We start from the raw sequence: 24,914 nt of genomic DNA on the forward strand, positions 1-24,914 counted from the left end.
CCCACCTGGGTGAGCCGGCCCTTTCCGTCACCCCGGAAAATCGGCCACTCGCCCGGAAGCAGCCGGGGTATGCCGCGTGCTCACGACCGCGCGTAGGGTCGCGCCATGGACCCGCAGCGCTCGTTCCACATCTCGCAGGTCACCACCGACGACCTGGTCGACCTGCTGCCCCTGATGCGGGCGTACTGCACGTTCTACGAGAGCAACCCGGCCGACGAGGACCTGCGCGCGATGGCCGCCGCCTTCCTCGACGAGGGTGCGGGCGGCACCCAGCTGATCGCTCGCGAGGGCTCGGGTCAGGCGCTCGGCCACGCCACGATGCTCTGGACCTGGGACACCACCCTCGCCCAGCCGCTGGCGGTGATGGAGGACCTGTTCGTCACGGAGCACGCCCGTGGTCGGGGAGTGGGTGCGGGGCTCATCGAGGCGTGTCGTCGGCTCGCAGCCGACCGCGGGGCGGGCTGGCTGGCGTGGGAGACCGCGCCGGACAACGAGACCGCCCAACGGCTCTACGACGGGCTGGGGGCCCAGCGCGACACCTGGTACGCCTATCGCCTGCCGACGGACCGGCCCGCATCCTAGGCTGGGGCCATGCAGAGTCCGCTCTTTGACCAGGCCAACCTCGAAGTCCAGGCGCAGCAGCGGTTCGCGCTGCAGAACCCCCAGATGCTGCGGGTCCACCTCGGTGGCGACGTCCTCGCCGTCAAGGGAGCGATGGTGTCCTACCAGGGGCAGATCCGCTTCGACCACGAGAAGGCAGGCAGCGTCGGCAAGCTCTTCAAGAAGGTCGTGACCGGCGAGGACGTCTCGCTGATGCGGGTCTCGGGGGAGGGCGACGTCTTCTTCGCGTCCGAGGCGGGCTTCGTCTTCCTCATCGACCTCACCGGCGACGCGTTGTCGGTCAACGCCCGCAACCTGCTGGCCTTCGACTCCACCATCGAGTGGGACATCAAGCGGGTGCAGGGTGCCGGGATGCTCAGCGGCGGGCTGTTCAACACCACCCTCCACGGCACCGGGACGGTCGCGATCCACACGGTCGGGCAACCGGTGATCCTCGACTGCAGCCAGCAGCCCACCTACGTCGACGTGCAGGCCTGTGTGGGTTGGTCGGCCAACCTGGTGCCTCAGGTGGTGTCGAGCATGAACGTGCGTTCGATGCTGCGCGGTGGTTCGGGCGAGGCCTTCCAGTACGCCTTCTCCGGGCCGGGCTTCGTCGTGGTCCAACCGAGCGAGTGGACGCCGCCCGCGGCCCAGGGCGGTGGCGGCGGAGGCGGGTTCAACCTCGGCGGCCTGCTCGACGGATGACCACCCCCACACCGCGCGCCGACGCCGAGCTGGTCGCCCGCCTGCGGGCCGACCTGGTCGCCGCGGCATACACGGTCGAGGCGGTCGGTGAACTGCTGGGACCACTCGCGGCAGCGGCCCTCGCCCGGGAGCAGGTGCTGCCCGCGCAGCGGGTCACCGTCGACGTCGGCACCCCGCTCGCGACCCTGGTGCGCCTCTTCGCGCTGGGAGACGCCGTCGACAGCGAGGAGGCGGCGGCCGCTCTCCCCACCCTGGGGTTGTCCGGTGCGACGGCGCTGCGCCTGGTGGCACCGCAGGGGCCGGGCGTCGTCTCGACGTGCGACCTGCGGCCCTACGGCGACGACGACCACGCGTGGTGGATCGCCTCCGACCTCACCGAGCTGCAGACCCGGGCGCCCCTGCGCGAGGACCACGTCCTCGGGATCGGCGGTGCATCGACGACGCTGGCGTCCTGGACGCCGCGGCCGGCTGTCGAGCGAGCCCTCGACCTCGGCACGGGATGCGGGGTCCAGGCCCTGCATCTCGGCGCACACGCCAAACAGGTCACGGTCACCGACATCTCCACGCGGGCGCTGGACTACGCCCGGTTCAACGCACTGCTCAACGAGTGCGAGTGGGAAGTCGTCGAGGGTTCGATGCTGGATCCCGTTGCAGGACAACGCTTTGGGCTCATCGTCAGCAACCCGCCGTTCGTCATCACGCCGCGGACTCCAGACGTCCCGCTGTTCGAGTACCGCGACGGCGGCCAGGCCGGCGATGCGGTCGTCGCCGACCTCGTGCGCTCCATCGGGGCCCATCTCGAACGCGGTGGGGTGGCGCAGTTCCTCGGCAACTGGGAGGTCGTCGGTGAGGCCGACTGGCGCGACCGGGTGCGCGGCTGGGTTGCCGGCACCGGACTCGATGCCTGGATCGTCCAGCGCGACGTGCAGGACCCGGCGCAGTACGCCGAGACCTGGTCCCGCGACGGGGGTCACCACAGCGCCACGACCGAGTTCGCGACGATGTATGCCGCGTGGCTCGACGACTTCGCGTCGCGCGGCGTGAGTGCGATCGGTTTCGGGGTGATCACCCTGCAGCGGCCACTGGAGGAGCGGAGTCCCTTCGTCGAGCTGACCGAGGCGACCGGTCCGGTGGCCGCACCCATGGGTCCGCACGTCCTCTCCGGACTGCGGGCCCGCACCTGGCTGGCCGAGCACACTGACGACGAGGTCCTGGCCGTCGCGTGGCGTTGCGCCGACGACGTGACCGAGGAGCGGCACGGCCGGCCCGGTGCCGAGGACCCGTCGGTGATCCTGCTGCGCCAGGGTGGCGGGCTGCGCCGGGCGGTCCGGCTCGACACGGTGGGGGCGGCGCTGGTCAGCGTGTGCGACGGGACGCTGCCTGCCGACGCTGCCGTGGCGGCGATCGCCGAGCTGCTCGGCTCCGACGTGGGCGAGGTGCGCGCCTCGGCGGTCCCGCTGCTGCGCGAGCTCGTCGCCGACGGCCTGCTCGTCTGACGACGGCCCGCTTCCGGGACTGGCGGGGGCTCGCGAGTGAGTGACCTCTGGGACATTCGTCATGGGCGGGGCCGTTTGTGCAGGTGGGAAACCCTGTTGTGAGTGAGTGCTCACTCACTCATACTGATCCTCATGTCACCACGCGCCCCCGCGATGGCCCCCGAGGACCGCCGGGCCTCGATCATCTCCGCCACGATCCCGCTGTTGCGGGACAAGGGCCGGGGGATCAGCACCCGCGAGATCGCCAAGGCCGCGGGGATCGCCGAGGGCACGATCTTCCGGGTGTTCGAGAGCAAGGACGAGATCATCCACGCGTGCGTCCACGAGGCGTTCGACACGGCCGCCGTGAAGGCCGAGCTGGCCGCCGTGGACCGCGACCTGCCCCTGCGCGAACGCCTCGCCGCCGCGGTCACCGTCATGCAGAAGCACCTGCAGGGCATCTTCGCCCTGATGAGCGTCCTGCAGTCGTCCGGCCAACCGCTGCACCGCCCGATGGACGCGAAGGCGCTGCGGCGCCGCCAGGAGGGGACCGCCGAGCTCGACGAGGCCTTCACCTCCCTCATCGGTGACGATGTCGCCCTGCTGCGCATCCCGGTCAAGAACTTCATCGGCTACCTGCGGATGCTGACGCTCTCCAGCGTCCACCCGATGCTCGATGGCCAGGACTCCACGGCGGCCGAGCTCGTCGACGTCGTCCTCGAGGGCGCTCTCGCCCGCCCGACCACCGCGACCACGTCGCCCACCTCCAGGGGGAAGAAGTAGTGCTGATCCGGATCATTCGTGACTACCTGAAGCCCTACCAGGGCCTGGTCGCCTTCCTCGTGGGGCTCCAGCTGGTCGGCACCATGGCCTCGCTCTACCTGCCCAGCCTCAACGGCCGGATCATCGACGAGGGCGTCGCCAAGGGCGACACCGGCTACATCGTCAGGACCGGCGGATGGATGCTCGCCGTCTCGTTGGTGCAGATCGTCGCCACCGTCGCCGCGACCTACCTGGGGGCGAGGTCCGCCGCGGGTCTCGGCCGCGACCTGCGCGCCGGGATCTTCGCGAGGGTGGGCGACTTCTCCGCCCAGGAGGTGTCGCGGTTCGGCGCCCCGACGCTCATCTCGCGCAACACCAACGATGTCACCCAGGTGCAGACGGTCGTCTTCATGGGTGCGGCGATGATGGTGTCGGCTCCCATCATGATGGTCGGCGGCATCATCATGGCGCTGCGCGAGGACGTCGGGCTGTCGTGGCTGGTCGCCGTCGCCGTGCCGGCCCTGGCGCTGTCCGTGGCGCTGGTGATCCGCAGGATGATCCCGAACTTCCGCCTCATGCAGGAGTCGGTCGACTGGGTGAACCGCGTCCTGCGCGAACAGATCACCGGGATCCGGGTGGTCCGGGCGTTCGTCCGCGAGGACCACGAGCGGGCCCGGTTCGCCGAGGCCAACACGCAGTACACGGGGACGGCGCTCGCGGTCGGTCGGCTGATGGCGCTGGTCTTCCCGATCGTGATGCTGATCTTCAACGCCTCGACCGTGGCTGTCCTGTGGTTCGGGTCGCACCGGGTCGAGAACGGCCAGATGCAGATCGGCGAGCTGACCGCCTTCATGAGCTATCTGATGCAGATCCTCATGTCGGTCATGATGGCGACGTTCATGTCGATGATGATCCCCCGCGCTGCGGTCTCGGCGGGACGCATCACGGAGGTGCTCCACACCGACTCGACCGTCGTCCAGCCCTCCAGGCCGATCGCGATCCCCCGCACGGGGACGAGTGTCGAGCTCCGCGACGTCGAGTTCTGCTACCCCGGCGCGGATGTGCCTGTCCTGCAAGGCGTCTCGTTGACCGCCGAACCAGGGCGGACGACCGCCATCATCGGCAGCACCGGCTCCGGCAAGTCGACCCTCCTGTCCCTGATCCCCAGGCTCTACGACGTCACCGGCGGGTCCGTCAGCCTCGGCGGGGTCGACGTCCGGGACGCGACGCTCGAGGACGTCTGGTCGCGGATCGGACTGGTGCCGCAGAAGCCCTATCTCTTCACCGGTACGGTCGCCTCCAACCTGCGCTACGGCGACTCCGACGCCACGGACGACGAGCTGTGGGAGGCGTTGCGCATCGCCCAGGCGGACGACTTCGTGCGGGCCATGCCCGAGGGCCTGAACGCGCAGATCGCCCAGGGCGGCACGAACGTCTCGGGTGGGCAGCGCCAGCGGCTGGCGATCGCGCGGGCGCTGGTCTCCCGGCCCGAGGTGTTCCTGTTCGACGACAGCTTCTCCGCCCTCGACCTGTCCACCGACGCCAGGCTGCGGTCGGCGCTCAAGCCGGTTACCCGGCACACGGCGGTGATCGTGGTGGCACAACGGGTCTCGACCATCATCGACGCCGACCACATCGTCGTCCTGGACGACGGCTTGGTGGTCGGCGCAGGCCGCCACGACGAACTGCTCGAGACGTGCCCGACGTATGTCGAGATCGTCGAGTCGCAGCGATCTGCAGAGGAGGTGGCGGCATGAGCTCGGAGGGTGTGAAGACCGAGGAGGAGAAGGCTGCGGAGGCGCGGCGCGGTCCGGTGGCGAACGCCGCCCAGCGGCGGGGGCCGATGTCGATCGGCCTGCCGTCGGAGAAGTCTCGCAACTTCGGCCCCTCGGCCAAGCGACTGCTGTCCCTGCTCCGCCCCGAGCGGGCAGCCCTGTATGCCGTGTTGGCGCTGGCCGTGTGCAGCGTCGCCCTGAACGCCGTGGGGCCCAAGATCCTCGGCAAGGCGACCGACCTGATCTTCGCGGGGGTGGTCGGGAAGTCGTTGCCGCCCACCGCTACTCGCAACCAGGTCGTCGAGGCGTTGCGCGCGCGCGGCGACGACACCTTTGCCGACATGGTCGCCAGGATGCCCCACCTCGTGCCCGGTTCGGGGATCGACTTCGGTGCGGTCGGTCGGGTCCTGCTGTTCGTGCTCGCGCTCTATGCCGTGGCCAGCGTGCTGTCGTGGGCGAGTGGCTGGATCCTCACCGGCGCCGTCAACCGCACGATCTTCATCCTGCGTCGCGACGTGGAGGACAAGCTCAACCGGCTGCCGTTGCAGTACTTCGACGCGCAGCCGCGCGGTGAGCTGCTCAGCCGCGTCACCAACGACATCGACAACGTGGCGCAGAGCCTGCAGCAGACGATGAGCCAGCTGCTGACGTCGCTTCTCACGGTGGTCGCGATGGTCGGGATGATGCTCTACATCTCGCCGCTGCTCGCCCTGATCGCGCTCGTCACCATTCCCGTCTCGATGTTCGTCACGGCCACGATCGGCAAGCGCTCACAGAAGCACTTCGTGCAGCAGTGGAAGAGCACCGGTGAGCTGAATGCGATCGTCGAGGAGACGTTCACGGGGCACCAGCTGGTCAAGGTCTTCGGCCGGCAGGACGAGGTGCGCGCCGCCTTCCGGACCAAGAACGACGACCTGTTCGACGCCGGCTTCGGCGCGCAGTTCATCAGCGGCATCATCATGCCGACGATGATGTTCATCGGGAACCTCAACTACGTCGTGATCGCGGTGGTCGGCGGGCTCCGCGTGGCGAGCGGGTCGATGAGCCTCGGTGACGTGCAGGCGTTCATCCAGTACTCGAGGCAGTTCACCCAGCCGCTGACCCAGGTGGCGTCGATGGCGAACCTGCTCCAGTCCGGGGTGGCTTCTGCCGAAAGGGTTTTCGACGTCCTGGACGCTCCCGAGCAGCGCCCCGACGCAGCGGAGCCGACGACTCTGGAGGACCCGCACGGACGGGTGCAGTTCGAGGACGTGTCGTTCTCCTACGACCCGGCCAACCCCCTCATCGAGCACCTCGACCTCACCGTCGAGCCCGGTCAGACGGTGGCCATCGTCGGGCCGACCGGGGCCGGCAAGACCACCTTGGTCAACCTCATCATGCGGTTCTACGAGCTGGACTCCGGCCGGATCACCCTCGACGGGGTGGACATCACCGACCTGACGCGGCACAACCTGCGCAACGAGATCGGCATGGTCCTGCAGGACACCTGGCTGTTCGGCGGCACCATCCGCGAGAACATCGCCTACGGCCGGCCCGGCGCCAGCGAGGAAGAGGTGCTGGCCGCCGCCACGGCGACCTACGTCGACCGGTTCGTGCACTCCTTCCCCGACGGCTACGACACGGTGCTGGACGCCGAGGGCGGCAACATCAGCGCGGGCGAGAAGCAGCTCATCACCATCGCGCGGGCGTTCCTGTCCGACCCGGCGCTGCTCATCCTCGACGAGGCGACCAGCTCGGTCGACACGCGCACCGAGCTGCTCGTGCAGAAGGCGATGTCGGCCCTGCGGCACGACCGCACCAGCTTCGTGATCGCGCACCGGCTCTCCACCATCCGCGACGCCGACGTGATCCTCGTGATGCGCGACGGCCAGATCGTCGAACAGGGTTCACACGACGAGCTGCTCGCCCGGGGTGGCGCCTACGCGGAGCTGTATGCCGCGCAGTTCAGCGGTGCGGCCGTGGACGTCGACACGGGCGAGGCCCCCGCGCCGGACCTGGCGGGCGCCAAGGTCTGAGCCAGCCCTGGCTGGTGGCGGCGTGCGCCCGGGTGCCGATTCGCGGCATACGCCCTAGGTTGGGCTGACGTCCGTCGACGCACCGCCCAGGAGCCGCTGATGTCCTTCCTCGCCCCTCTCGCCGTCCCGGCTGCCGACACCCTCATCGACGCCAACTGGCTGGACTACTCGCTGGTCGCGATCTACTTCGCGTTCGTCCTGGGGATCGGCGTCATCGCCCGGCGCTCGGTGTCGGACTCCATCGACTTCTTCCTGTCGGGTCGCTCCCTGCCAGCGTGGGTCACCGGTCTGGCTTTCATCTCCGCCAACCTCGGCGCCGTCGAGATCATGGGGATGTCGGCCAACGGCGCCAAGTACGGTCTGCCGACGGTGCACTACTTCTGGGTCGGCGCCATCCCGGCCATGCTGTTCCTCGGCGTCGTGATGATGCCCTTCTACTACGGCTCCAAGGTGCGGTCGGTCCCCGAGTTCATGTTCCGGCGGTTCGGCACCGGGGCCCACCTGGTCAACGCCATCAGCTTCGCCGTCGCCCAGCTGCTCATCGCCGGGGTGAACCTGTTCCTGCTCGGCTCGATCGTGCACGCGCTGCTCGGCTGGCCGCTGTGGGTCGCGTTGATCGTCGCGGCGCTGATCGTGCTCTCCTACATCACCCTCGGCGGTCTGTCGGCGGCGATCTACAACGAGGTCCTGCAGTTCTTCGTCATCGTGGCGTCGCTGCTGCCGCTGACCTTGATCGGGTTGCACCGCGTCGGCGGGTACGGCGGGCTCAAGGACAAGCTGACCGCCTTTGCGGAGGCTGCGCCCGCGTCGGCCAAGGTCCCGCCTGCCGCCCAGCAGCTCGAGTCCTGGCCGGGGCAGGCGTTGTCCGGCTTCGACTCGGGGTTCCTGTCCGTCATCGGAATCGTCTTCGGCCTCGGCTTCGTGCTGTCCTTCGGCTACTGGACGACGAACTTCGTCGAGGTCCAGCGCGCGATGGCCTCGAAGTCCATCTCGGCCGCTCGCAAGACGCCCATCATCGGCGCCTTCCCCAAGATGTTCGTACCCTTCATCGTGATCCTCCCCGGCATGGTCGCGGCCGTGCTGGTGAAGGAGATCATGGACCTCAAGAACGGCGGCACCCCTGCCGGTGGGGCCAGTGGCGAGGGCGTGAAGTACAACGACGCGTTGCTGCTGCTGATGCGCGACGTGCTGCCGAACGGCCTGCTGGGACTGGCGATCGCGGGCCTGCTCGCGGCATTCATGGCCGGCATGGCAGCCAACATCTCGGCCTTCAACACCGTCTTCAGCTACGACCTGTGGCAGCGCTACATCCGCAAGGACCACAGCGACGACTACTACCTGCGGATCGGCCGGCTGGCCACCGTGGGTGCGACCGTCGTCGCGATCTTCACAGCGTCGATCGCCGGCAGCTTCTCCAACGTCATGGACTATCTGCAGACGCTCTTCGGCTTCTTCAACGCCCCGCTGTTCGCGACGTTCATCCTCGGCATGTTCTGGAAACGGATGACGGCCACCGCCGGTTGGGTCGGCCTCGTCAGCGGCACCCTGTCGGCCGTCGTGGTCGCCTTCCTCTCCGAGGACGCCTTCGGGTCGGCGAGCCTCGGCGTGATCCACCTGGCGGGTCAGGGAGCCAGCTTCGTCGCGGCCTCGGCTGCCTTCGTCGTCGACATCATCGTCAGCGTGCTCGTGACGATGGTGACGAAGTCGACCCCTGCGTCGGAGCTCAAGGGCCTGGTCTACTCGGAGACACCCCGGGAGGACCTCGTCGACCCCGAGGAGGCTTCGCTGCCCTGGTTCCAGCGGACCCTGCCGTTGGCCGGGATCGCCCTGGTCATGGTCCTCGTCCTCAACTTCGCCTTCTGAGAGGAGTAGTCATGACCGACAAGAAGTCCGACCCCACGGCCAAGGCATCGGGTGGCCACGCGGCTGGTGCCTTCGACATCCGCAACATCATCGGTGCCCTGCTGGGCATCTACGGTGTGCTGCTCCTCCTGGCCGGGTTCTTCATGGACACGGCGGAGGCCAAGACCGGAGGGGTCAACGCCAACCTGTGGACCGGGCTCGCGCTCGCTGTCGCCTCAGCGGTGTTCCTCGTCTGGGCCCGCCTCAAGCCGATCATCGTGCCGGAGCACGTCGAACCGGTCGAGGACGACCCGACCCGTCCAGCTCCGCGACGCCGCCCCGGCGGCCACTGAGCCCCACCGCCCGACGGTGAGGGTATGCCGGGTGCTCACCACCCGGCATACCCGGCTGCATGTGTCGTGGATCAGTGGGTCTCGTGAACCGGTTGGCGACGCAGGGCCTGGCTGCCGGTGAAGGCGAGGACCGCCGCGGCGGCCACGCCCAGTGCGCCGCCGCTCACCCACATCAGTCGGGGGCTGAGCTCGAACAACGCCCCGGCAAGCGGTGGCGCGATGACCGTGCCGCCGATCGAGGCCGCGCCGTAGAGGCTCTGGTAGCGGCCGTGCATGCCGTCGGGCGCACGGTCCGACGCGTGAGCGGTAGCCGTCGGCTTGTAGAGCATCTCGCCGGCGGTCACCACGGCGACGGCGACGAGCACCACCGCGATGCCCGGTGAGGGCGCCACCACGACCCACCCCATGCCGACCAGCAGGAACCCGAGCGCGATCAGTCGCTCGGGCGCGCGCTCGCGCAGGCGGTGCGCCAGCCACGGCTCGAACACCACGATGAGCGCGCAGTTGAGCGAGATGGTCGTGCCGTAGATCCACGGGGCCGCACCGAGCGCGTCGAGCTGCCAGGGGACGGCGGAGTAGGCGAACCGGTAGGCGGTGTCGGCGGCCACGACGGTCAGCAGGAGCAGGACGAAGCGCGGGTCCTGGCGCAGCGCGGAGAGCAGGCGGGTCGGCGTGCCCTCCGGCAGGGGGATGCGCGCGGCCGTCGGCACGACGAACAGCACGACGCCCAGCATCAGCAGGCTCGCCACGGCGTCGATGACGAAGATCGCGCCGAAGTGGTGCACGGCCAACAGCCCGCCGAGCGGTGGACCGAGGACGGTGCCGGCGTTGTTGACCGCTCGCATCCACGCGGTCGCCTGGCGGCGGTGCTGGGTGGGCAGGGCGCTCGTCACGAGGGCGAACGACACGGGTCGGCCCACGCCGCCGAGCGCGCCCATGAGCGCCAGCACCACTGGCAGGGCAGCGGTGGGAGTCAGGGGGACGAGCAGGCAGCCGACGGCCGAGGCCAGCGATGCGAGGGCCAGGATCGGTCGCAGCCCGAACCGGTCGCCGACCGAGCCGCCGGCGAGGTTGCCGGCGATCATCCCCAGACCCCAGACGGCCGCGATCGACCCGGCGGCGCCCTCGCTCAGGCCGCGGTCGGACACCAGGTAGAGCGGGATGAAGACCCACGCCATCGAACCCAGTGCGTTGACGAAGCGGCCGACGAGGAGCCACTGGACCCAGCCCGGGAGCTCCTTCACGCCGGAGTCCCCACTGGGACCACCCTCACCACATGGCCTCGAGGTCGGGGTGTCCGAGGGCGGGCGGGTCGTAGGTCGGCTGGTAGAGCGTCATCGTCCCGGCGCCGGGAACCTTGAGCTGGATGGTCGAGCCCCACTGCTGCTCGGCGACCTCGCCCTCGAACTCGGCGCCCCGCCCACGCAGCTCCGCCACCGTGGCGGCGAGGTCGTCGCAGATGAGGGAGAGGTCGAAGCGCTGCTCCGTGCCGCCGGACTGTCCGCCGTGCTCCCACGACGTCGGGTGGACCCCGAGCTCGCTCGGGCCGGAGGCGAAGATGAGCCAGCCGCCTCCTGTGTCGGTTGCGGGGAACTGCAGGACGTCACGGAAGAAGGCGCGAGCTGCGTCGGGGTCCTCGGCGTAGACGAGGGTGTGCAGTGCGGTGATCATGAGCCCACGGTAGAAGCCCGGCGGCGCTCCAGCCCGTCGAGGAGGACGTCGAGCCCGAACTCGAACTCGCTCTGGTCGTCGCACCAGCCCAGGGTCGAGCCCGGGTCGTCGTGCGCGACCTCGCCGAGCATCTCGACGAGGTGGGGGATCTGCACCGCCATGGCCGCGAGCAGCTCCTCCGACGCGCCGTCCGCGGCAGCGTCGCCGGGGTCGAACAGCTCCTGCGAGAACCCGATGACCCTGCTGCCGAGGGCGTGCAGGGAGTGGTGCGTCAGGTCGTTGCTGAACCCGCCGGCCCGCAGGATCGCCACGACGCCGTCGAAGTACCGGACGATGTCGAGGGTCATCGTCGTGCGCGTCTCCAGGACGCCGGGCGCCCAGCGGTGGCGCAGCATGACCTCGCGGGCGGCGAGGGCTCGCGCCCGCAGTGCGCCACGCCAGTCGGTCGCCGGGTCGGGGGAGTCGAGGGACGCCACGGCCGCCACGATCTCGGTGGCCACCTGCTCCACCATCGCGTCGAGCAGGGCCTCCTTGCCGGCGACGTGGTTGTAGAGCGACATGGCCTCGACGCCGAGCTCCTGGCCGATCCGGCGCATCGAGACGGCCGCGATCCCCTCCGCGTCCGCCACGTCCACCGCGGCACGCATCACGCGCTCGCGGCTGAGCGGCGTGCGAGGGGCGTTCTTCGCAGCGTCGCGCGTGTCGCTCTCGACGGTGTCGGTCACGGGTCCCTCCCGATCGGCGTGCTTCTCGTCATGAATGCTAGCCGTCAGCCATTGACAGACTTACGGTGTAGGGCTAACTTACACCGTATATTTACACCGTAAGTATCCATCACGAGCTGGGGAGCCACGATGAACGACCTCGACCACACCACCACCTCGGCGCGCGAGCAGGAGGCGACCGGGACGGCATACCGCGAGAGCTCCGGGCCGACGCCCACGACGATGCGAGCGGCTGTCCACGAGCGGTATGGACGGCCGGAGGACGTGGTCGCGGTGCGCACCGTGCCGGTTCCGTCGGTCGGCGTCGACGACGTGCTCGTGCGGGTGGGGGCGGCCTCGGTCAACGCGCTCGACTGGCACTACGTCACCGGGCTGCCGATGTTCGCCCGCCCCAGCCTCGGGCTGCGCCGCCCGAAGCGGCAGGTTCCCGGCGCCGACATCGCCGGGGTGGTCGAGGCGGTGGGCGCGGCAGTCACGCGCTTCCAGCCGGGCGACCGGGTCTTCGGGGAGGTGTCCGGTGGGGGCTTTGCGGAGTTCGTCGTGGCGCCGGCGGACTGGCTGGTGCCGGTTCCCGACGGCGTCGGGATCGATCAGGCCGCCACCGTCGGCGTCGCCGCGGAGACCGCCCTGCAGGGCCTGCGCGACTGGGGCGGCCTCCGGCCCGGGCAGCGGGTGCTGGTCAACGGTGCGTCCGGTGGGGTGGGCAGCTTCGCCGTCCAGCTGGCCAAGGCCCTGGGCGCCTCGCACGTGACCGCGGTGTGCAGCACCGGCAATGTCGAGGCGGCGCGTCGCGGCGGGGCCGACCGAGTCGTGGACTACACGAAGGAGGACGTGCGTTCGCTGGGGGAGACGTTCGACCTGTTCTTCGACAACGCGGGGAGCCTGACCCTGCGCGAGAGCCGCCGCCTGGTGTCGCCGGGTGGCAGCTACGTGATGGTCACCTCGCCCAAGTCGAAGTGGCTGCGCCCCCTGCCGCGGATGCTCAGCGTGCCGGTCTACTTCGCCTTCGGCAGCCGGCGCGCCCCTGCCTTCAAGGTCGCCTCCCGCAACCGCGCCGACCTCGAGCTCCTCGTCGACCTCGTGGCCCGCGGGCAGGTGAGTCCCGTGATGGACCGGCGGTGGGCGCTCGCGGACGCCGCCGAGGCGCTGCGCCTCCAGGGCGAGTTCCACTCACGCGGCAAGTCCCTCGTGATCCCCTGACCCGGGCCGAGCGGTCAGGCGAACTGCCAGGACCGCTTGCTCAGGCCGAACCAGAAGCCGTCGATGACGCTCTCGTTCTCGAGGCTGCCCGACTCGTATGCCGCGCCGAGACTGACGTAGAGCGGTGCCCAGTGCTCGGTGCGCGGGTGGGCCTCACGGGCGGCAGGAGCCTTCTGCATGAAGTCGAGGATCGCGTCGACGTCCTGGCGCTCGAGCGCCTCCGCGGCCCAGTTGTCGAACTCCGCGGAGGCGGCCGGCGGGGTTCCGTCAGGGCCGGCAGCCGGGTTGAACCAGCGCAGGTTGTGGGTGGTGAACCCGGACCCGACGATCAGCGTGCCCTCGTCACGCAGTGGTGCGAGCTTGCGGCCGAGGTCGAACAACGCCCGGGGGTCCAGGGTCGGCATCGACATCTGCAGGACCGGGATGTCGGCCTCGGGATACATCTCCACGAGCGGGACGTAGGCGCCGTGGTCGAGGCCGCGGGTCTCGTCCCGGTGGACGGGGGTGTCGCCGGAGTGCATGAGCTTGGTGACGTCGGCCGCGAGCTGAGGTGCGCCGGGCGCCGCATACGTGACCTCGTAGTAGTGGCGCGGGAAGCCGTAGAAGTCGTAGACGAGGGGGACGTCGCCGGAGGTGGCGGACAGCGACAGCGGCGCTTCCTCCCAGTGGGCCGACACCATGAGGATGTTGGTCGGCTTGCCGAACCTCGTCGACCAGGTCGCGAGCTGGTCGGTCCACACCGGGTCGTCGGCCAACGGGGGCGCACCGTGGCTGAGGTACAGCACGGGCTGGCGGCTGGCGGTCGCGGACTGGCTCATGGCTCCAGCATACAACGAGTAAGGTTGAACATTCAACTAACTACCTCCCCCGAGAGTGAGCCCGCTCCACCGTGAGCGACGACGCCCAGCCACGCCTCGCGGAATGCGGACGCGGCGTGGCGGATTTGACCCTCTCGGATACCGTCATCCGCGATGCCGTGTCCACGCAGCGACGAATCCGCTGCACACGGGTCAGGAACTGAGGTTGAACCATGAGTGAGGGGCGCAAGCTCGTCATCGTCGAGTCGCCGGCCAAGGCGAAGACGATCGGCGGCTACCTGGGCAAGGACTGGGACGTCGAGGCGTCGGTCGGCCACATCCGCGACATCCCGACCCCGTCGGAGATGCCCGCCGACATGAAGAAGGGCCCCTTCGGCCGGTTCGGCGTGGACGTCGACAACGGCTTCGAGGCCTACTACGTCGTCGACGCCGACAAGAAGAAGAAGGTCTCCGAGCTCAAGCGACTGCTCAAGGGCGCCGACGAGCTCTACCTCGCCACTGATGAGGACCGCGAGGGCGAGGCGATCGCCTGGCACCTGCTCGAGGTGCTCCAGCCCAAGGTCCCGGTCAAGCGGATGGTCTTCCACGAGATCACCAAGGAAGCCATCCAGCGCGCCGCCAACAGCACCCGCGACCTCGACGTCGCCATGGTCGACGCCCAGGAGACCCGGCGCATCCTCGACCGCCTCTACGGCTACGAGGTCAGCCCGGTCCTGTGGCGCAAGGTCAAGGCCGGCCTGTCCGCCGGTCGGGTCCAGTCCGTCGCCACTCGCATGGTGGTCGAGCGCGAGCGCGACCGGATGGCGTTCGTCCGTGCGTCCTACTGGGACGTCGAGGGGGACTTCACCCCGGACGGCACGTCCAACCAGTTCGGAGCCCGCCTCAGCGCGGTCGACGGTGCGCGCGTGGCCACGGGTCGCGACTTCGCCGACGACGGGTCCCTCAAGGCCAAGGGGGTCGTCCACCTCGATGAGGAGACCGCGAACTCCATTGCGCGACAGGTGATCTCGGCCCAGGTCAAGGTCACCAGCGTTCAGGAGAAGCCGTACACCCGGCGCCCCTCCGCACCCTTCACGACCAGCACCCTCCAGCAGGAGGCCTCGCGCAAGCTGCGGCTTTCCTCCAAGAACGCCATGCGCGTCGCCCAGCGGCTCTACGAGAACGGCTACATCACCTACATGCGCACCGACAGCACCACGCTGTCGGAGGCCGCCCTCACCGCGGCCCGCCAACAGGCGCGGGACCTGTATGGCGCCGAGTACGTTCCCGACGCCCCTCGCCGCTACGAGAAGAAGGTCAAGAACGCCCAGGAGGCGCACGAGGCGATCCGCCCCGCAGGGGACCGGTTCCGGACGCCGGCCCAGGTCGCCGGCGAGCTCCGCGGCGACGAGTTCGCCCTCTACGAGCTGATCTGGAAGCGCACCGTCGCCTCCCAGATGGCCGACGCCCGCGGGTCCACCGCGACGGTCAAGCTCGGGGGGACCCTCGAGGACGGCCAGGTCGTGGAGTTCAGCGCCTCGGGCACGGTCATCACCTTCCGCGGGTTCCTCGCGGCCTACGAGGAGGGTCGTGACGAGGAGCAGATCAGCCGCGCCCAGGAGGCTGACGAGGAGCGTCGCCTACCCAAGCTCAGCGAAGGCGTGGCGATCACCACGCTGCGTGCCGAGGCCGACGGGCACGAGACGTCCCCGCCCCCGCGCTACACCGAGGCAACACTGGTGAAGGCCATGGAGGAGAAGGGCATCGGTCGACCCTCCACCTATGCCAGCACCGTGGGAACCATCCAGGACCGCGGCTACGTCAACACCCGCGGCAACGCCCTCATCCCCACATGGCTTGCGTTCGCGGTGACCCGTCTGCTCGAGGAGCACTTCACCGAGCTGGTGGACTACGACTTCACCGCCTCGATGGAGGAGGACCTCGACCGCATCGCCGGCGGCGACGAGCAGCGGGCACGGTGGCTGCACCGGTTCTACTTCGGTGGTGACGGCCTCGGTGTCCCGGCGGTCGGCGGCAGTGGCGGCGGCCTCGTCGGTGGTTCCGGGCAGGGCCTCAAGCACCTGGTCGAGGACCTCGGCGAGATCGACGCGCGTGCTATCTCCACCATCGAGATCGGCGAGGGCATCGTCGTGCGGGTCGGACGCTACGGTCCGTACGTCGAGGAGACCGTGCCCCAGGGCGTCGACCTGTCGACCGGTGAGATGAGCGACGATGCGGCGACCACCCCGCGCCGCGCCACCATCAACGACGACATCGCTCCCGACGAGATGACCCCGGCCAAGGCACGCGAGCTGCTCGAGCAGTCCGCCGACGACGGCAAGGTCCTGGGTCAGGACCCCACCAACGGCCGCGACATCGTCGCCAAGGCCGGTCGCTACGGTCCCTACGTCACCGAGGTGCTGGACGAGGAGACCGCGGCGCTCAAGGGCAAGGCCAAGGTCAAGCCGCGCACCGCCAGCCTGTTCAAGGACATGGACCTCGCGACCCTCGACCTCGACACCGCGCTCAAGCTGCTCAGCCTGCCCCGGGTCGTGGGGATCTCCAAGGAGGAGGACGGCACCGAGGTCGAGATCACGGCGCAGAACGGCCGCTACGGCCCCTACCTCAAGAAGGACACCGACTCCCGCTCGCTGGCCACCGAGCAGCAGCTCTTCGACATCACCCTCGAGGAGGCGCTGGCGATCTACGCCCAGCCCAAGCAGCGGGGTCGCGCGTCCACGGCTCCCCTCAAGGAGCTCGGCAGCGACCCGGTGTCGGGCAGGCCGATGGTGGTCAAGGATGGCCGCTTCGGGCCCTACGTCACCGACGGCGAGACCAACTCGACGCTGCGCAAGGGTGACGACCCCGAGTCGATCACCCCCGAGCGCGGTGCGGAGCTGCTGGCCGAGAAGCGCGCCAAGGGGCCGACCACCCGCAAGCGGGCCGCGAAGAAGACGACCAAGAAGGCTGCCACGAAGAAGACGGCTGCCAAGAAGTCGACCGCCACGAAGTCAGCGGCCAAGAAGGCCTAGGGCCCATGCCGATCGAGCAGACCACCGCCCGACAGCTGGACCAGCGCCTGGCGCGCGAACAGTCCGACAGGCGGCTGCCGTCCGTGTGTGCTGGCCTGGTGCGCGGTGGCGAGCTGGCGTGGTCGGGCGCCGTGGGCACGCTGTCGGGTCGCGCCGACGGTGAGCCCGCCACCGCGGACACGCAGTACCGCATCGGCTCGATCACCAAGACGTTCGTCGGCGTCGAGGTGCTGCGCCTGCGTGACGAGGGACGATTCGAGCTGAACGACGCGATCAGCGGCCACCTCGCCGAGACGGCCGACGCCGCCTTCGGCGGCGTCACGATCGCCCAGCTGCTCTCGCACACGTCGGGCCTGCAGGCCGAGACCTCGGGACCGTGGTGGGAGCGGACGCCGGGTGGCAGCTGGTCCGACCTGGTGGCCAGCCGACCGGCCCTGCGGTTCCGTCCCGGTGCGCGGTTCCACTACTCCAACGTCGGGTATGCCGTGCTCGGCGAGCTCGTGGCGCGGCTCCGCGGCATGCCGTGGGGCGACGTCGTCCGCACGAATCTCCTTGACCCGCTTGGCATGTCTCGCACCTCCATGCGTCCCGTCGCACCCGCGGCGCCCGGCTGGGCGGTCCACCCGCTCGCCGACCTGCTGCACGTCGAGCCCGAGCACGACGCCGGCTCCATGGCCCCTGCCGGGCAGCTCTGGTCGACCGTGACGGACCTCAGTCGCTGGGCCACGTTCCTGGCCGGTGACACCGCCGGGCTGCTGAGCCCGCAGACCCTCGACGAGATGTGCCTGCCCATCGCCGTCAACGACAACCCGGGTCAGACCTGGACGGGCGCGCACGGCCTGGGTTGGCAGGTCTGGAACCTCGACGGCGTCCGGTATGCCGGTCACGGCGGTTCGATGCCCGGCTTCCTGGCCGGCCTCCGCGTCAGCCGCGACACCGGCGACGGCTGCGTGGTCTTCGCGAACGCCACGTCGGGGATGGCCCTCGGCAACGACCTGTTGGACCTGCTCGTCGACCACGAGCCCCTGCCGGTCAAGCCCTGGTCCGCCGACGCCGACCAGGCCTCCGGGCTGGAACTGGTCGGTGACTGGTACTGGGGCACCACGGCATACGACCTGCGCCTGTCGGCCGACGGGCACCTCGTCCTGGGGGAGCCGGGCGCCAACCGCGGCTCCCGGTTCCGGCCCACGGAGACCGGGTGGGTGGGCCTCGACGGCTACCACGAGGGTGAGCCGCTCGTGGTAGTCCGCGGCGCGGACGGCCGGCCCAGCCACCTCGACCTGGGGTCGTTCCGCTTCAGCCGGACGCCCTACGACCCGGCGGCCGACATCCCCGGCGACATCCACCCCGACCGCTGGCACTGACGCACCCAACCGGACGAAAACGGATGAAATCGTGACACGCGCCTGATGTGTGCGGAGGACATGTTCTGTCAGGGTTGTGTGGCGAACCCGGCCATATCAGGCGTCACGGCGCGCGCCTAGGGTTCTGCAGAACGCGACGGCTCCGCACCGTCGCACCGAGCCGCACGAGGAGGTGCCGGTGCCCCGCGACGCCACCACGGACACGGCTGGAGCCCTGCTCCAGACCCGCGCCCTGACCAAGGAGTTCCGCGGTTTCCGCGCCGTCTCCGACGTGAGCCTCAGCGTCACCGAAGGCACTGTCCACGCCCTCGTCGGGCCCAACGGTGCGGGCAAGACCACGCTGTTCAACCTGCTCACCGGCTTCCTCGCGCCGACCTCGGGGCAGATCCTCTTCCGCGGCGACGACATCACCGGCCGCCAGCCCGAGCAGATCGCCCACCTCGGCATCGCGCGCTCGTTCCAGATCACCAGCCTGTTCGACCAGATGAGCGCCGTCGACCACGTCGAGCTCGCCCTCGCGTCGCCCACCGGGCTCGGCTACCGGTTCTGGCGGTCGTCCTCGCAGATGCGCCAGTTCCGTGACCGCGCCATGGACCTGCTCGGGCAGGTCGGCCTGGCCGACCGCTCCGGTGCCGCCGCGGGGTCACTGGCGTACGGGCAGAAGCGGGCCCTCGAGCTCGCTCTGGCCCTGGCCCTGGATCCCCAGCTGCTGCTGCTCGACGAGCCGACCGCCGGGATGGGCCTCGAGGACGTCGATCGCACCATCGCCCTCGTCAAGCAGGTCGCCGAGGGACGGACCGTCGTCCTGGTCGACCACAACATGCACGTGGTGGGGTCGTTGGCCGACACGGTGACGGTGCTGCAGGCCGGGCAGGTGCTGGCCGAGGGCAGCTACGACCAGGTGCGCCACGACGAGCGCGTCATCACGGCCTACCTCGGACAGGCAGGGTGACCCCGATGGCTGGTGAGGTCCTCCAGATCGACGGGCTGTCGGCGTGGTACGGCGAGGCGCGCGTGCTCTCCGACGTCGACCTGCGCGTGGCCCCGGGAGAGGTCGTGACCCTCGTGGGCCGCAACGGCGCGGGGAAGACCACGTTGCTGCGCTCCGTGATGGGGCTGCACCGGCAGGTCGAGGGCACCGTCTCGTGGGCCGGCCAGGCGCTCGGCAGGTCCAGCGCCGACAAGCGGGCCAAGGCCGGCATCGGCTGGGTGCCCGACGACCGGGGCATCTATGCCACGTTGTCGGTGCAGGAGAACCTGCTGCTGCCGCCGATCACCAGCAAGGTAGACGCCTGGAGCCTCGAGCAGGTCTACGAGCAGTTCCCCGTGCTGCAGGAGCGGCGCGACTTCCCCGGCACCAAGCTGTCCGGTGGCGAGCAGCAGATGCTGGCCATCGCCCGCGTGCTGCGCACCGGCTCCCGCCTGCTCCTGCTGGACGAGCCGTCCGAGGGCCTGGCGCCCGTGATCGTCCAGCAGATCGGCGACATCATCCGCCAGATCAAGGACCAGGGCGTCTCCGTGCTCCTCGTCGAGCAGAACGTCACGTTCGCCTCGACGGTCGCCGACCGCCACTACCTGCTGGCCCAGGGACGGGTCGTGGAGTCGCTCGACAACGACTCGTTCCAGTCCCGCACCTCCGAGCTGCTCGAGTACCTCGGCATGTGAGCTCCGCTCCCACCAACCGCACCGCCCCACCCGCTCCCACCCCCCGCTCCCACCAGCAAGAGACAGACACCCGTACAAGGACCCCAGGAGGGGAACATGCAGCGCACCAAGACCAGACAGTCCATGGCCTTCATGGCCATCGCTGTCACCGGCAGCCTCGTTCTCGCCGCCTGTGGCGGGGCCGGCGGCCCCAGCTCCGCCGGCGGAAAGATCAGTGACGACAAGGTCGTCATCGGTCTGCTCAACGACCAGTCCGGCGTCTACAAGGACCTGTCCGGCCCCAACTCCAAGATCGCGATCCAGATGGCGGTCGACGACTACAAGGCCAAGTACGGCGACAAGGCGGTGGCCAAGAACATCGAGATCGTCGCGGCTGACCACCAGAACAAGCCCGACATCGCCAACACCAAGGCCCAGGAGATGTACGACCGCGACAAGGCCGACATCATCCTCGACGTGCCGACCTCGTCGGCGGCGCTCGCCGTCGCCACCCAGGCCAAGGCGAAGAAGAAGCTGTTCATCGACATCGGCGCCGGCAGCACTGCCCTGACTGGCAAGTCCTGCAACAAGTACACGTTCCACTGGGCCTACGACACGGCCATGCTGGCCCGCGGCACCGGCAGCGCGGTCGTCGAAGGTGGCGGCAAGAACTGGTCGATCGTCTACCCCGACTACGCCTTCGGCCAGGACATGACCAAGTCGTTCACTGCTTCCGTCAAGGGGGCGGGTGGGACCGTGCAGCAGTCGATCGCGACGCCATTCCCGAACGAGAACTTCGCCACCTTCATCACCAAGGCGGCATCGTCCAAGCCCGATGTCGTCGGGATCATGGCCGCCGGTGGAGACCTGGTGAACTTCGTCAAGCAGTACAACCAAGCCGGCATGCAGGAGAAGGCGCAGCTGGCCGTCGGCCTGATGTTCATCACCGACATCCACTCCCTCGGTGTCGACGCGTTCAAGAACACGACGTTCACGGACGCCTGGTACTGGAACTTCGACGCCAAGAACAAGGCCTGGGCCGACAAGTTCAAGGCCAAGACCAACACCCGTCCCTCGTTCGCGCACGCGGGCAACTACTCCGCGGCCCTCAACTACCTCGAGGCGATCCAGGCGGCGGGGACCGACAGCTCCGACGCCGTCGTGAAGCAGCTCGAGGGCAAGAAGATCGACGACCTGTTCCTGCGCAACGGCGAGGTCCGGGCCGCGGACCACAACGTGATCCACGACTCCTACCTCGTGAAGGTCAAGAGCAAGGACCAGGTCAAGGAGGACTGGGACTACGAAGAGGTCGTCAAGACCATCCCCGCGGCCGACGCCTACGGGCCCGCCTCCACCGACTGCACGATGTGACCCTCGGTCACCACGACTGAGTCACCACAGCGGGAGGTATGCCGCCCGCTCGCCTCGAGCGGGCGGCATACCTCCTCCCCACCCCGACAACCACGGGAAGACGCGCATGAGTGCCTTCATCCAGTACACGCTCCAGGGCCTGGCCCTCGGCGGCTTCTACGCGCTGGCCGCGCTCGGACTGGCCGTGATCTTCGGTGTCCTCGGGGTGGTCAACTTCAGCCACGGCGCCTGCTACATGCTCGGCGCGGTGGGGGCCGCCGTCCTGCTCGACTCGACCGGTCTCGGCTTCTGGTGGGCACTGCCGATCATGACGATCGCGATGTTCCTGTTCGGTGTGCTCATGGAACGCCTGCTGGTCCAGTGGCTGCTGCGGCTCGACCCCCTTTACAACTTCCTGCTGACCTTCGGCCTGACCCTGCTGCTCGTCGACCTGGTCAAGAAGAAGTACGGCGTCTCGGGGCTGCCCTATCCGCTGCCGGCCGGCCTCGGGGGCCGGATCACCATGGGTGCGGTCTCGCTGTCGACCTACCAGGTGTTCGCGGCGGTCTTCTCGATCGTCGTCTGCCTCGGCGTCTGGCTGGTCCTGACCAAGACCCGCGTGGGCATGATCGTGCGCGCCTCGACCGAGGACGCCGAGCGCTCGCGTGCCCTCGGCATCAACGTAAGTCGTTGGGTGACACCGGTATTCGGGTTCGGCATCGCCCTGGCGGGCCTCGCCGGTGTGCTGCGCGCACCCACGGGCTCGGTGAACGCCGACATGGGCAGCTTCTTCATCATCATCCTGTTCGCGGTCGTCGTGATCGGCGGGCTCGGCTCGATCCTGGGCGCCGTCGTGGCCGGCTTCCTCGTGGGTCTCGTCGAGGCCTACGGCCAGGGATATGCCGGCCGGTTCAGCCAGGTCTTCATCTTCATGCTCATGGCGGTGGTGGTGCTGGTCCGGCCCTCGGGCCTGTTCGGCCGCGAGGAGGCTGCGTCATGAGTGCCCAGCTCGAGAACAAGGTCGACGTCGAGCTGCCCGCCGGGCCGGTGGTGGCCGCTCAACGCCCCCTCGTGCGCTGGGTGATGCTGGGCGTCGGGCTGCTGGTGACGCTCGCCCTGCCGTGGTTCATCTATCCGCCCGTGGCGATGGACATCGCGGCCTGGGCGTTGTTCGCGATCTCGGTCGACCTGTTGCTGGGCTACACCGGCCTGCTGTCGTTCGGCCACGCCGCGTTCTGGGGCACGTCGGCATACACGACGGGCCTGATCGCCAGCCACGTCGGGTTGCCCTTCCCCGTCGCGATCCTGGGCGGCGCCGTCGTGGCGATGGTGCTGGCCGTGCCGATCGGCTACCTGTCGGTCAAGCGGACCGGCATCTACTTCGCGATGGTGACCCTGGCGTTCGCGCAGATGATCTACTTCATCGCCAACCAGTGGCGCTCGGTGACCGGTGGCGAGAACGGCCTGCAGGGGATCCCCAAGAACCTCGGCCCGCTGACCGACACCATCAACGCCGACTCGTTCTACTTCTACTACGCGGCGCTGCCGATCATCCTGCTCGGCGTCTTCATCGCCTGGCGCACGGTCAACAGCCCGTTCGGTCGGGTGCTCGTCGCGATCCGGGACAACCCGGCGCGGGCCAGGGCGCTGGGCTACGACGTGGAGCGCTACAAGATCATGGCGTTCGTGCTGTCGGCCGGGCTCGCGGGTCTGGCGGGCGGGGTGTTCTCGATCAGCCACGGGTTCGCCTCGCTCCAGGAGCTGATCTGGACCACGTCCGGCAAGGTCGTGCTCATCACCGTGCTCGGCGGGATCGGCACGCTGTGGGGTGCGGTCGTCGGCGCCGCCCTGGTCGTCACCCTCGAGGACCAGCTGGCGTCGTCGGGCTTCAACGGCATCGGGATCGTCACCGGCGCGATCTTCGTCATCATCGTGCTGGCGTTCCGCCACGGCATCTGGGGCACCGCTCGCAACGGCCTGAGCTCCTGGCTCCGCAAGCGCCGCCACGCCAGGGACTCCTGACCCCGCCCCGCGCAGGGGGACTTGACCCTCACGCGGCGTGAGGCGTCACAGTGGTGCGCATGACCGATCGCACGACCAAGGCGCAGCCACTCACGGTGGGGCAGGTGGCCGAGCAGCTCGACGTGACGGTGCGCACGTTGCACCACTACGACGAGATCGGGCTCCTACGGCCGAGCGAGCGATCGTCGGCGGGCTACCGGCTCTACACGGCTCATGACCTCACGCGCCTGCAGCACGTGGTGGTCTACCGCCGCCTCGGGTTCGCCCTCGAGGAGATCGCGCTCCTCCTGGACCACCCCGAGAGCGTCGAGCAGCACCTGCGTCGCCAACGCGCGGCGGTCCAGCAACGGCTCGACGAGATGAGCGACCTCGTCACGGCCATCGAGCGAGCACTGGAGAGAGAGATGAACGACGAACACGCCACGGCAGAGGACCTGAAGGAGCTCTTCGGCGAAGGCTTCGAGGACGCCCAGGCCGAAGCGGAGCAACGGTGGGGCGACAGCGACGCGTGGCAGCAGTCGCAGCGGCGCACGAAGAGCTACACCAAGGCCGACTGGGAGGCTGTCAAGGCCGAGAGCGACGCCCTGCACCGGGGATTCACCGACGCAATGGACGCGGGGGAGCCGCCAACGAGCGTGGCGGCGATGGACGCCGCCGAGGCCCACCGGCTCAACATCAACGAGCGCTTCTACGACTGCCCGCCGCAGTTCCACCGCAACCTGGCCGACATGTACACCAGCGACCCACGGTTCACGGCGACGTACGACGAGATCCGGCCGGGGATGGCGCATTACGTCCGTGACGCGATCTACGCCAACGCTGACCGGCAGGAGCAGCCCACCGCCTGAGCCGGTTGTTGGGGCGGGACTTCAGGTGCAGCAAGGGCGACCCTGCTGGCTACCCTCGGACGATGAGCAGCTCGGCAGTGGACTTCAGCACCGTGCCCTGGCCGGTACGCACCCGCCGGGCCTCCCTGCGTCCGGTCAGCGCTGATGACGTCGACGGAGTGCTCAGGCACCGGTCGCTTCCAGAGGTGGCCGAGTTCCTCAGCCGTGGGCCGCTCGACCGCGCCGAGGTGGCCGAGCGCATCGCCGGCGACATGGCGCGGAGCCAGCCGGGCCACCCGGAGCCGCTCCTCGGCCTCGTCATCGAGGTGGAGGGCGCGGTGGTGGGCGACGCGATGATCCGGCTCGAACCCGACGACAACGGCATGTGGGTGGCGGTCCTCGGCTACACGGTCCACCCCGACTGGGCAGGGCGGGGGCTGGCGACAGAGGTCGCCGAGGCGCTGGTCCGCCTGTGCTTCGCCCACCTGGGGGTGGCGATGGTCCAGGCCGACGTGTTCGTCCCACACCGCGCCTCGCAACGGGTGCTGGAGAAGGTCGGGCTGCGGCGCGTGGCCGAAAGGCGCGCGGGCAGTGACGGCGACGGACGCCCCCGGATGGACGACTACGTGTATGCCGTGACCGCGGCAGAGTGGGCCGCGTCCAGCTCGTCGTCGCGGCCGGCAGCGGACGAGGACCGAGCGCGCCGATGAGGTACTACGACCATCGCCCAATACCGCGCGACCACGACGCGGCCG

22 protein-coding genes are annotated in these 24,914 nt (G+C 69.4%); 18 read left to right on the top strand and 4 right to left on the bottom strand.

Translation table 11 applies throughout. The features are described 5' to 3' along the window. Positions 1-105 precede the first annotated feature (105 nt). The 8 genes from AC1DS4_RS15490 to AC1DS4_RS15525 all read left to right on the top strand — a co-directional run bounded on the left by AC1DS4_RS15490 (position 106) and on the right by AC1DS4_RS15525 (position 9,527). On the top strand, positions 106-582 hold the full coding sequence (locus AC1DS4_RS15490) for a GNAT family N-acetyltransferase (RefSeq protein WP_477613884.1): 477 nt from the start codon (positions 106-108) through the stop codon (positions 580-582). A 9-nt stretch (positions 583-591) separates the two neighbouring features. After that, on the top strand, positions 592-1,305 hold the full coding sequence (locus AC1DS4_RS15495; protein ID WP_477613883.1) for an AIM24 family protein: 714 nt from the start codon (positions 592-594) through the stop codon (positions 1,303-1,305). Further along, the gene (locus tag AC1DS4_RS15500) at positions 1,302-2,801 is read left to right on the top strand and encodes a DUF7059 domain-containing protein (RefSeq protein WP_477613882.1); all 1,500 of its coding nucleotides are present in this window, start codon (positions 1,302-1,304) and stop codon (positions 2,799-2,801) included. The genes AC1DS4_RS15495 and AC1DS4_RS15500 overlap by 4 nt, the downstream gene beginning before the upstream one ends. Before the next feature lie 132 nt (positions 2,802-2,933). Continuing rightward, a complete protein-coding gene (locus AC1DS4_RS15505; RefSeq protein ID WP_477613881.1) occupies positions 2,934-3,563 on the top strand; it encodes a TetR/AcrR family transcriptional regulator in 630 nt (209 codons plus the stop codon). Then, positions 3,563-5,299 (top strand): ABC transporter ATP-binding protein, encoded by a 1,737-nt coding sequence (locus AC1DS4_RS15510; RefSeq protein WP_477633169.1) that lies wholly within the window; start codon positions 3,563-3,565, stop codon positions 5,297-5,299. Before AC1DS4_RS15505 ends, AC1DS4_RS15510 begins: the two co-directional genes overlap by 1 nt. Beyond that, the gene (locus tag AC1DS4_RS15515) at positions 5,296-7,332 is read left to right on the top strand and encodes an ABC transporter ATP-binding protein (RefSeq protein WP_477613879.1); all 2,037 of its coding nucleotides are present in this window, start codon (positions 5,296-5,298) and stop codon (positions 7,330-7,332) included. Before AC1DS4_RS15510 ends, AC1DS4_RS15515 begins: the two co-directional genes overlap by 4 nt. 99 nt (positions 7,333-7,431) lie before the next feature. Beyond that, the gene (locus AC1DS4_RS15520; RefSeq protein ID WP_477613878.1) at positions 7,432-9,195 is read left to right on the top strand and encodes a sodium:solute symporter family protein; all 1,764 of its coding nucleotides are present in this window, start codon (positions 7,432-7,434) and stop codon (positions 9,193-9,195) included. Between the two features lie 11 nt (positions 9,196-9,206). Continuing rightward, a complete protein-coding gene (locus AC1DS4_RS15525; protein ID WP_477613877.1) occupies positions 9,207-9,527 on the top strand; it encodes a hypothetical protein in 321 nt (106 codons plus the stop codon). A 71-nt stretch (positions 9,528-9,598) separates the two neighbouring features. Here AC1DS4_RS15525 and AC1DS4_RS15530 read toward each other — a convergent pair whose 3' ends face one another. Genes AC1DS4_RS15530 through AC1DS4_RS15540 form a run of 3 tightly spaced genes read right to left on the bottom strand, consistent with a single transcriptional unit; the run spans position 9,599 to position 11,923 of the window. After that, complete coding sequence (locus tag AC1DS4_RS15530) at positions 9,599-10,771, bottom strand: MFS transporter (RefSeq protein ID WP_477633170.1); 1,173 nt, start codon at positions 10,769-10,771, stop codon at positions 9,599-9,601. A 25-nt stretch (positions 10,772-10,796) separates the two neighbouring features. After that, entirely contained in the window at positions 10,797-11,198 is a 402-nt protein-coding gene (locus AC1DS4_RS15535) for a VOC family protein (protein ID WP_477633171.1), read from the bottom strand. After that, positions 11,195-11,923 (bottom strand): TetR/AcrR family transcriptional regulator, encoded by a 729-nt coding sequence (locus AC1DS4_RS15540; RefSeq protein ID WP_477633172.1) that lies wholly within the window; start codon positions 11,921-11,923, stop codon positions 11,195-11,197. The genes AC1DS4_RS15535 and AC1DS4_RS15540 overlap by 4 nt, the downstream gene beginning before the upstream one ends. Positions 11,924-12,052: 129 nt before the next feature. Here AC1DS4_RS15540 and AC1DS4_RS15545 point away from each other — a divergent pair, with 129 nt between their 5' ends. Continuing rightward, positions 12,053-13,123 (top strand): NAD(P)-dependent alcohol dehydrogenase, encoded by a 1,071-nt coding sequence (locus tag AC1DS4_RS15545; RefSeq protein ID WP_477633173.1) that lies wholly within the window; start codon positions 12,053-12,055, stop codon positions 13,121-13,123. 14 nt (positions 13,124-13,137) lie between these two features. Here the strand turns inward: AC1DS4_RS15545 and AC1DS4_RS15550 are convergent, their stop codons facing one another. After that, positions 13,138-13,941 carry a dioxygenase family protein gene (locus AC1DS4_RS15550; protein ID WP_477633174.1) on the bottom strand — a complete coding sequence of 268 codons (804 nt, stop codon included), beginning with the start codon at positions 13,939-13,941 and terminating at the stop codon, positions 13,138-13,140. 212 nt (positions 13,942-14,153) lie between these two features. Here AC1DS4_RS15550 and topA point away from each other — a divergent pair, with 212 nt between their 5' ends. From topA to AC1DS4_RS15595, 9 genes are all read left to right on the top strand, one after another. Beyond that, a complete protein-coding gene (topA, locus tag AC1DS4_RS15555; RefSeq protein ID WP_477633175.1) occupies positions 14,154-16,952 on the top strand; it encodes a type I DNA topoisomerase in 2,799 nt (932 codons plus the stop codon). 5 nt (positions 16,953-16,957) lie between these two features. Further along, entirely contained in the window at positions 16,958-18,316 is a 1,359-nt protein-coding gene (locus tag AC1DS4_RS15560; protein ID WP_477633176.1) for a serine hydrolase domain-containing protein, read from the top strand. Positions 18,317-18,494: 178 nt separating this feature from the next. After that, a complete protein-coding gene (locus AC1DS4_RS15565) occupies positions 18,495-19,268 on the top strand; it encodes an ABC transporter ATP-binding protein (RefSeq protein WP_477633177.1) in 774 nt (257 codons plus the stop codon). Between the two features lie 5 nt (positions 19,269-19,273). After that, complete coding sequence (locus AC1DS4_RS15570; RefSeq protein ID WP_477633178.1) at positions 19,274-19,981, top strand: ABC transporter ATP-binding protein; 708 nt, start codon at positions 19,274-19,276, stop codon at positions 19,979-19,981. Between the two features lie 96 nt (positions 19,982-20,077). Then, a complete protein-coding gene (locus AC1DS4_RS15575) occupies positions 20,078-21,331 on the top strand; it encodes an ABC transporter substrate-binding protein (protein ID WP_477633179.1) in 1,254 nt (417 codons plus the stop codon). Between the two features lie 106 nt (positions 21,332-21,437). Further along, a complete protein-coding gene (locus tag AC1DS4_RS15580; protein ID WP_477633180.1) occupies positions 21,438-22,310 on the top strand; it encodes a branched-chain amino acid ABC transporter permease in 873 nt (290 codons plus the stop codon). Next, on the top strand, positions 22,307-23,332 hold the full coding sequence (locus tag AC1DS4_RS15585; protein ID WP_477613865.1) for a branched-chain amino acid ABC transporter permease: 1,026 nt from the start codon (positions 22,307-22,309) through the stop codon (positions 23,330-23,332). The genes AC1DS4_RS15580 and AC1DS4_RS15585 overlap by 4 nt, the downstream gene beginning before the upstream one ends. Before the next feature lie 59 nt (positions 23,333-23,391). Then, positions 23,392-24,180 carry a MerR family transcriptional regulator gene (locus AC1DS4_RS15590; RefSeq protein ID WP_477633181.1) on the top strand — a complete coding sequence of 263 codons (789 nt, stop codon included), beginning with the start codon at positions 23,392-23,394 and terminating at the stop codon, positions 24,178-24,180. 62 nt (positions 24,181-24,242) lie between these two features. Beyond that, positions 24,243-24,869 (top strand): GNAT family N-acetyltransferase, encoded by a 627-nt coding sequence (locus AC1DS4_RS15595; protein ID WP_477633182.1) that lies wholly within the window; start codon positions 24,243-24,245, stop codon positions 24,867-24,869. Positions 24,870-24,914 lie beyond the last annotated feature (45 nt).

It is taken from the genome of Pedococcus sp. P3_C7, assembly GCF_056402615.1.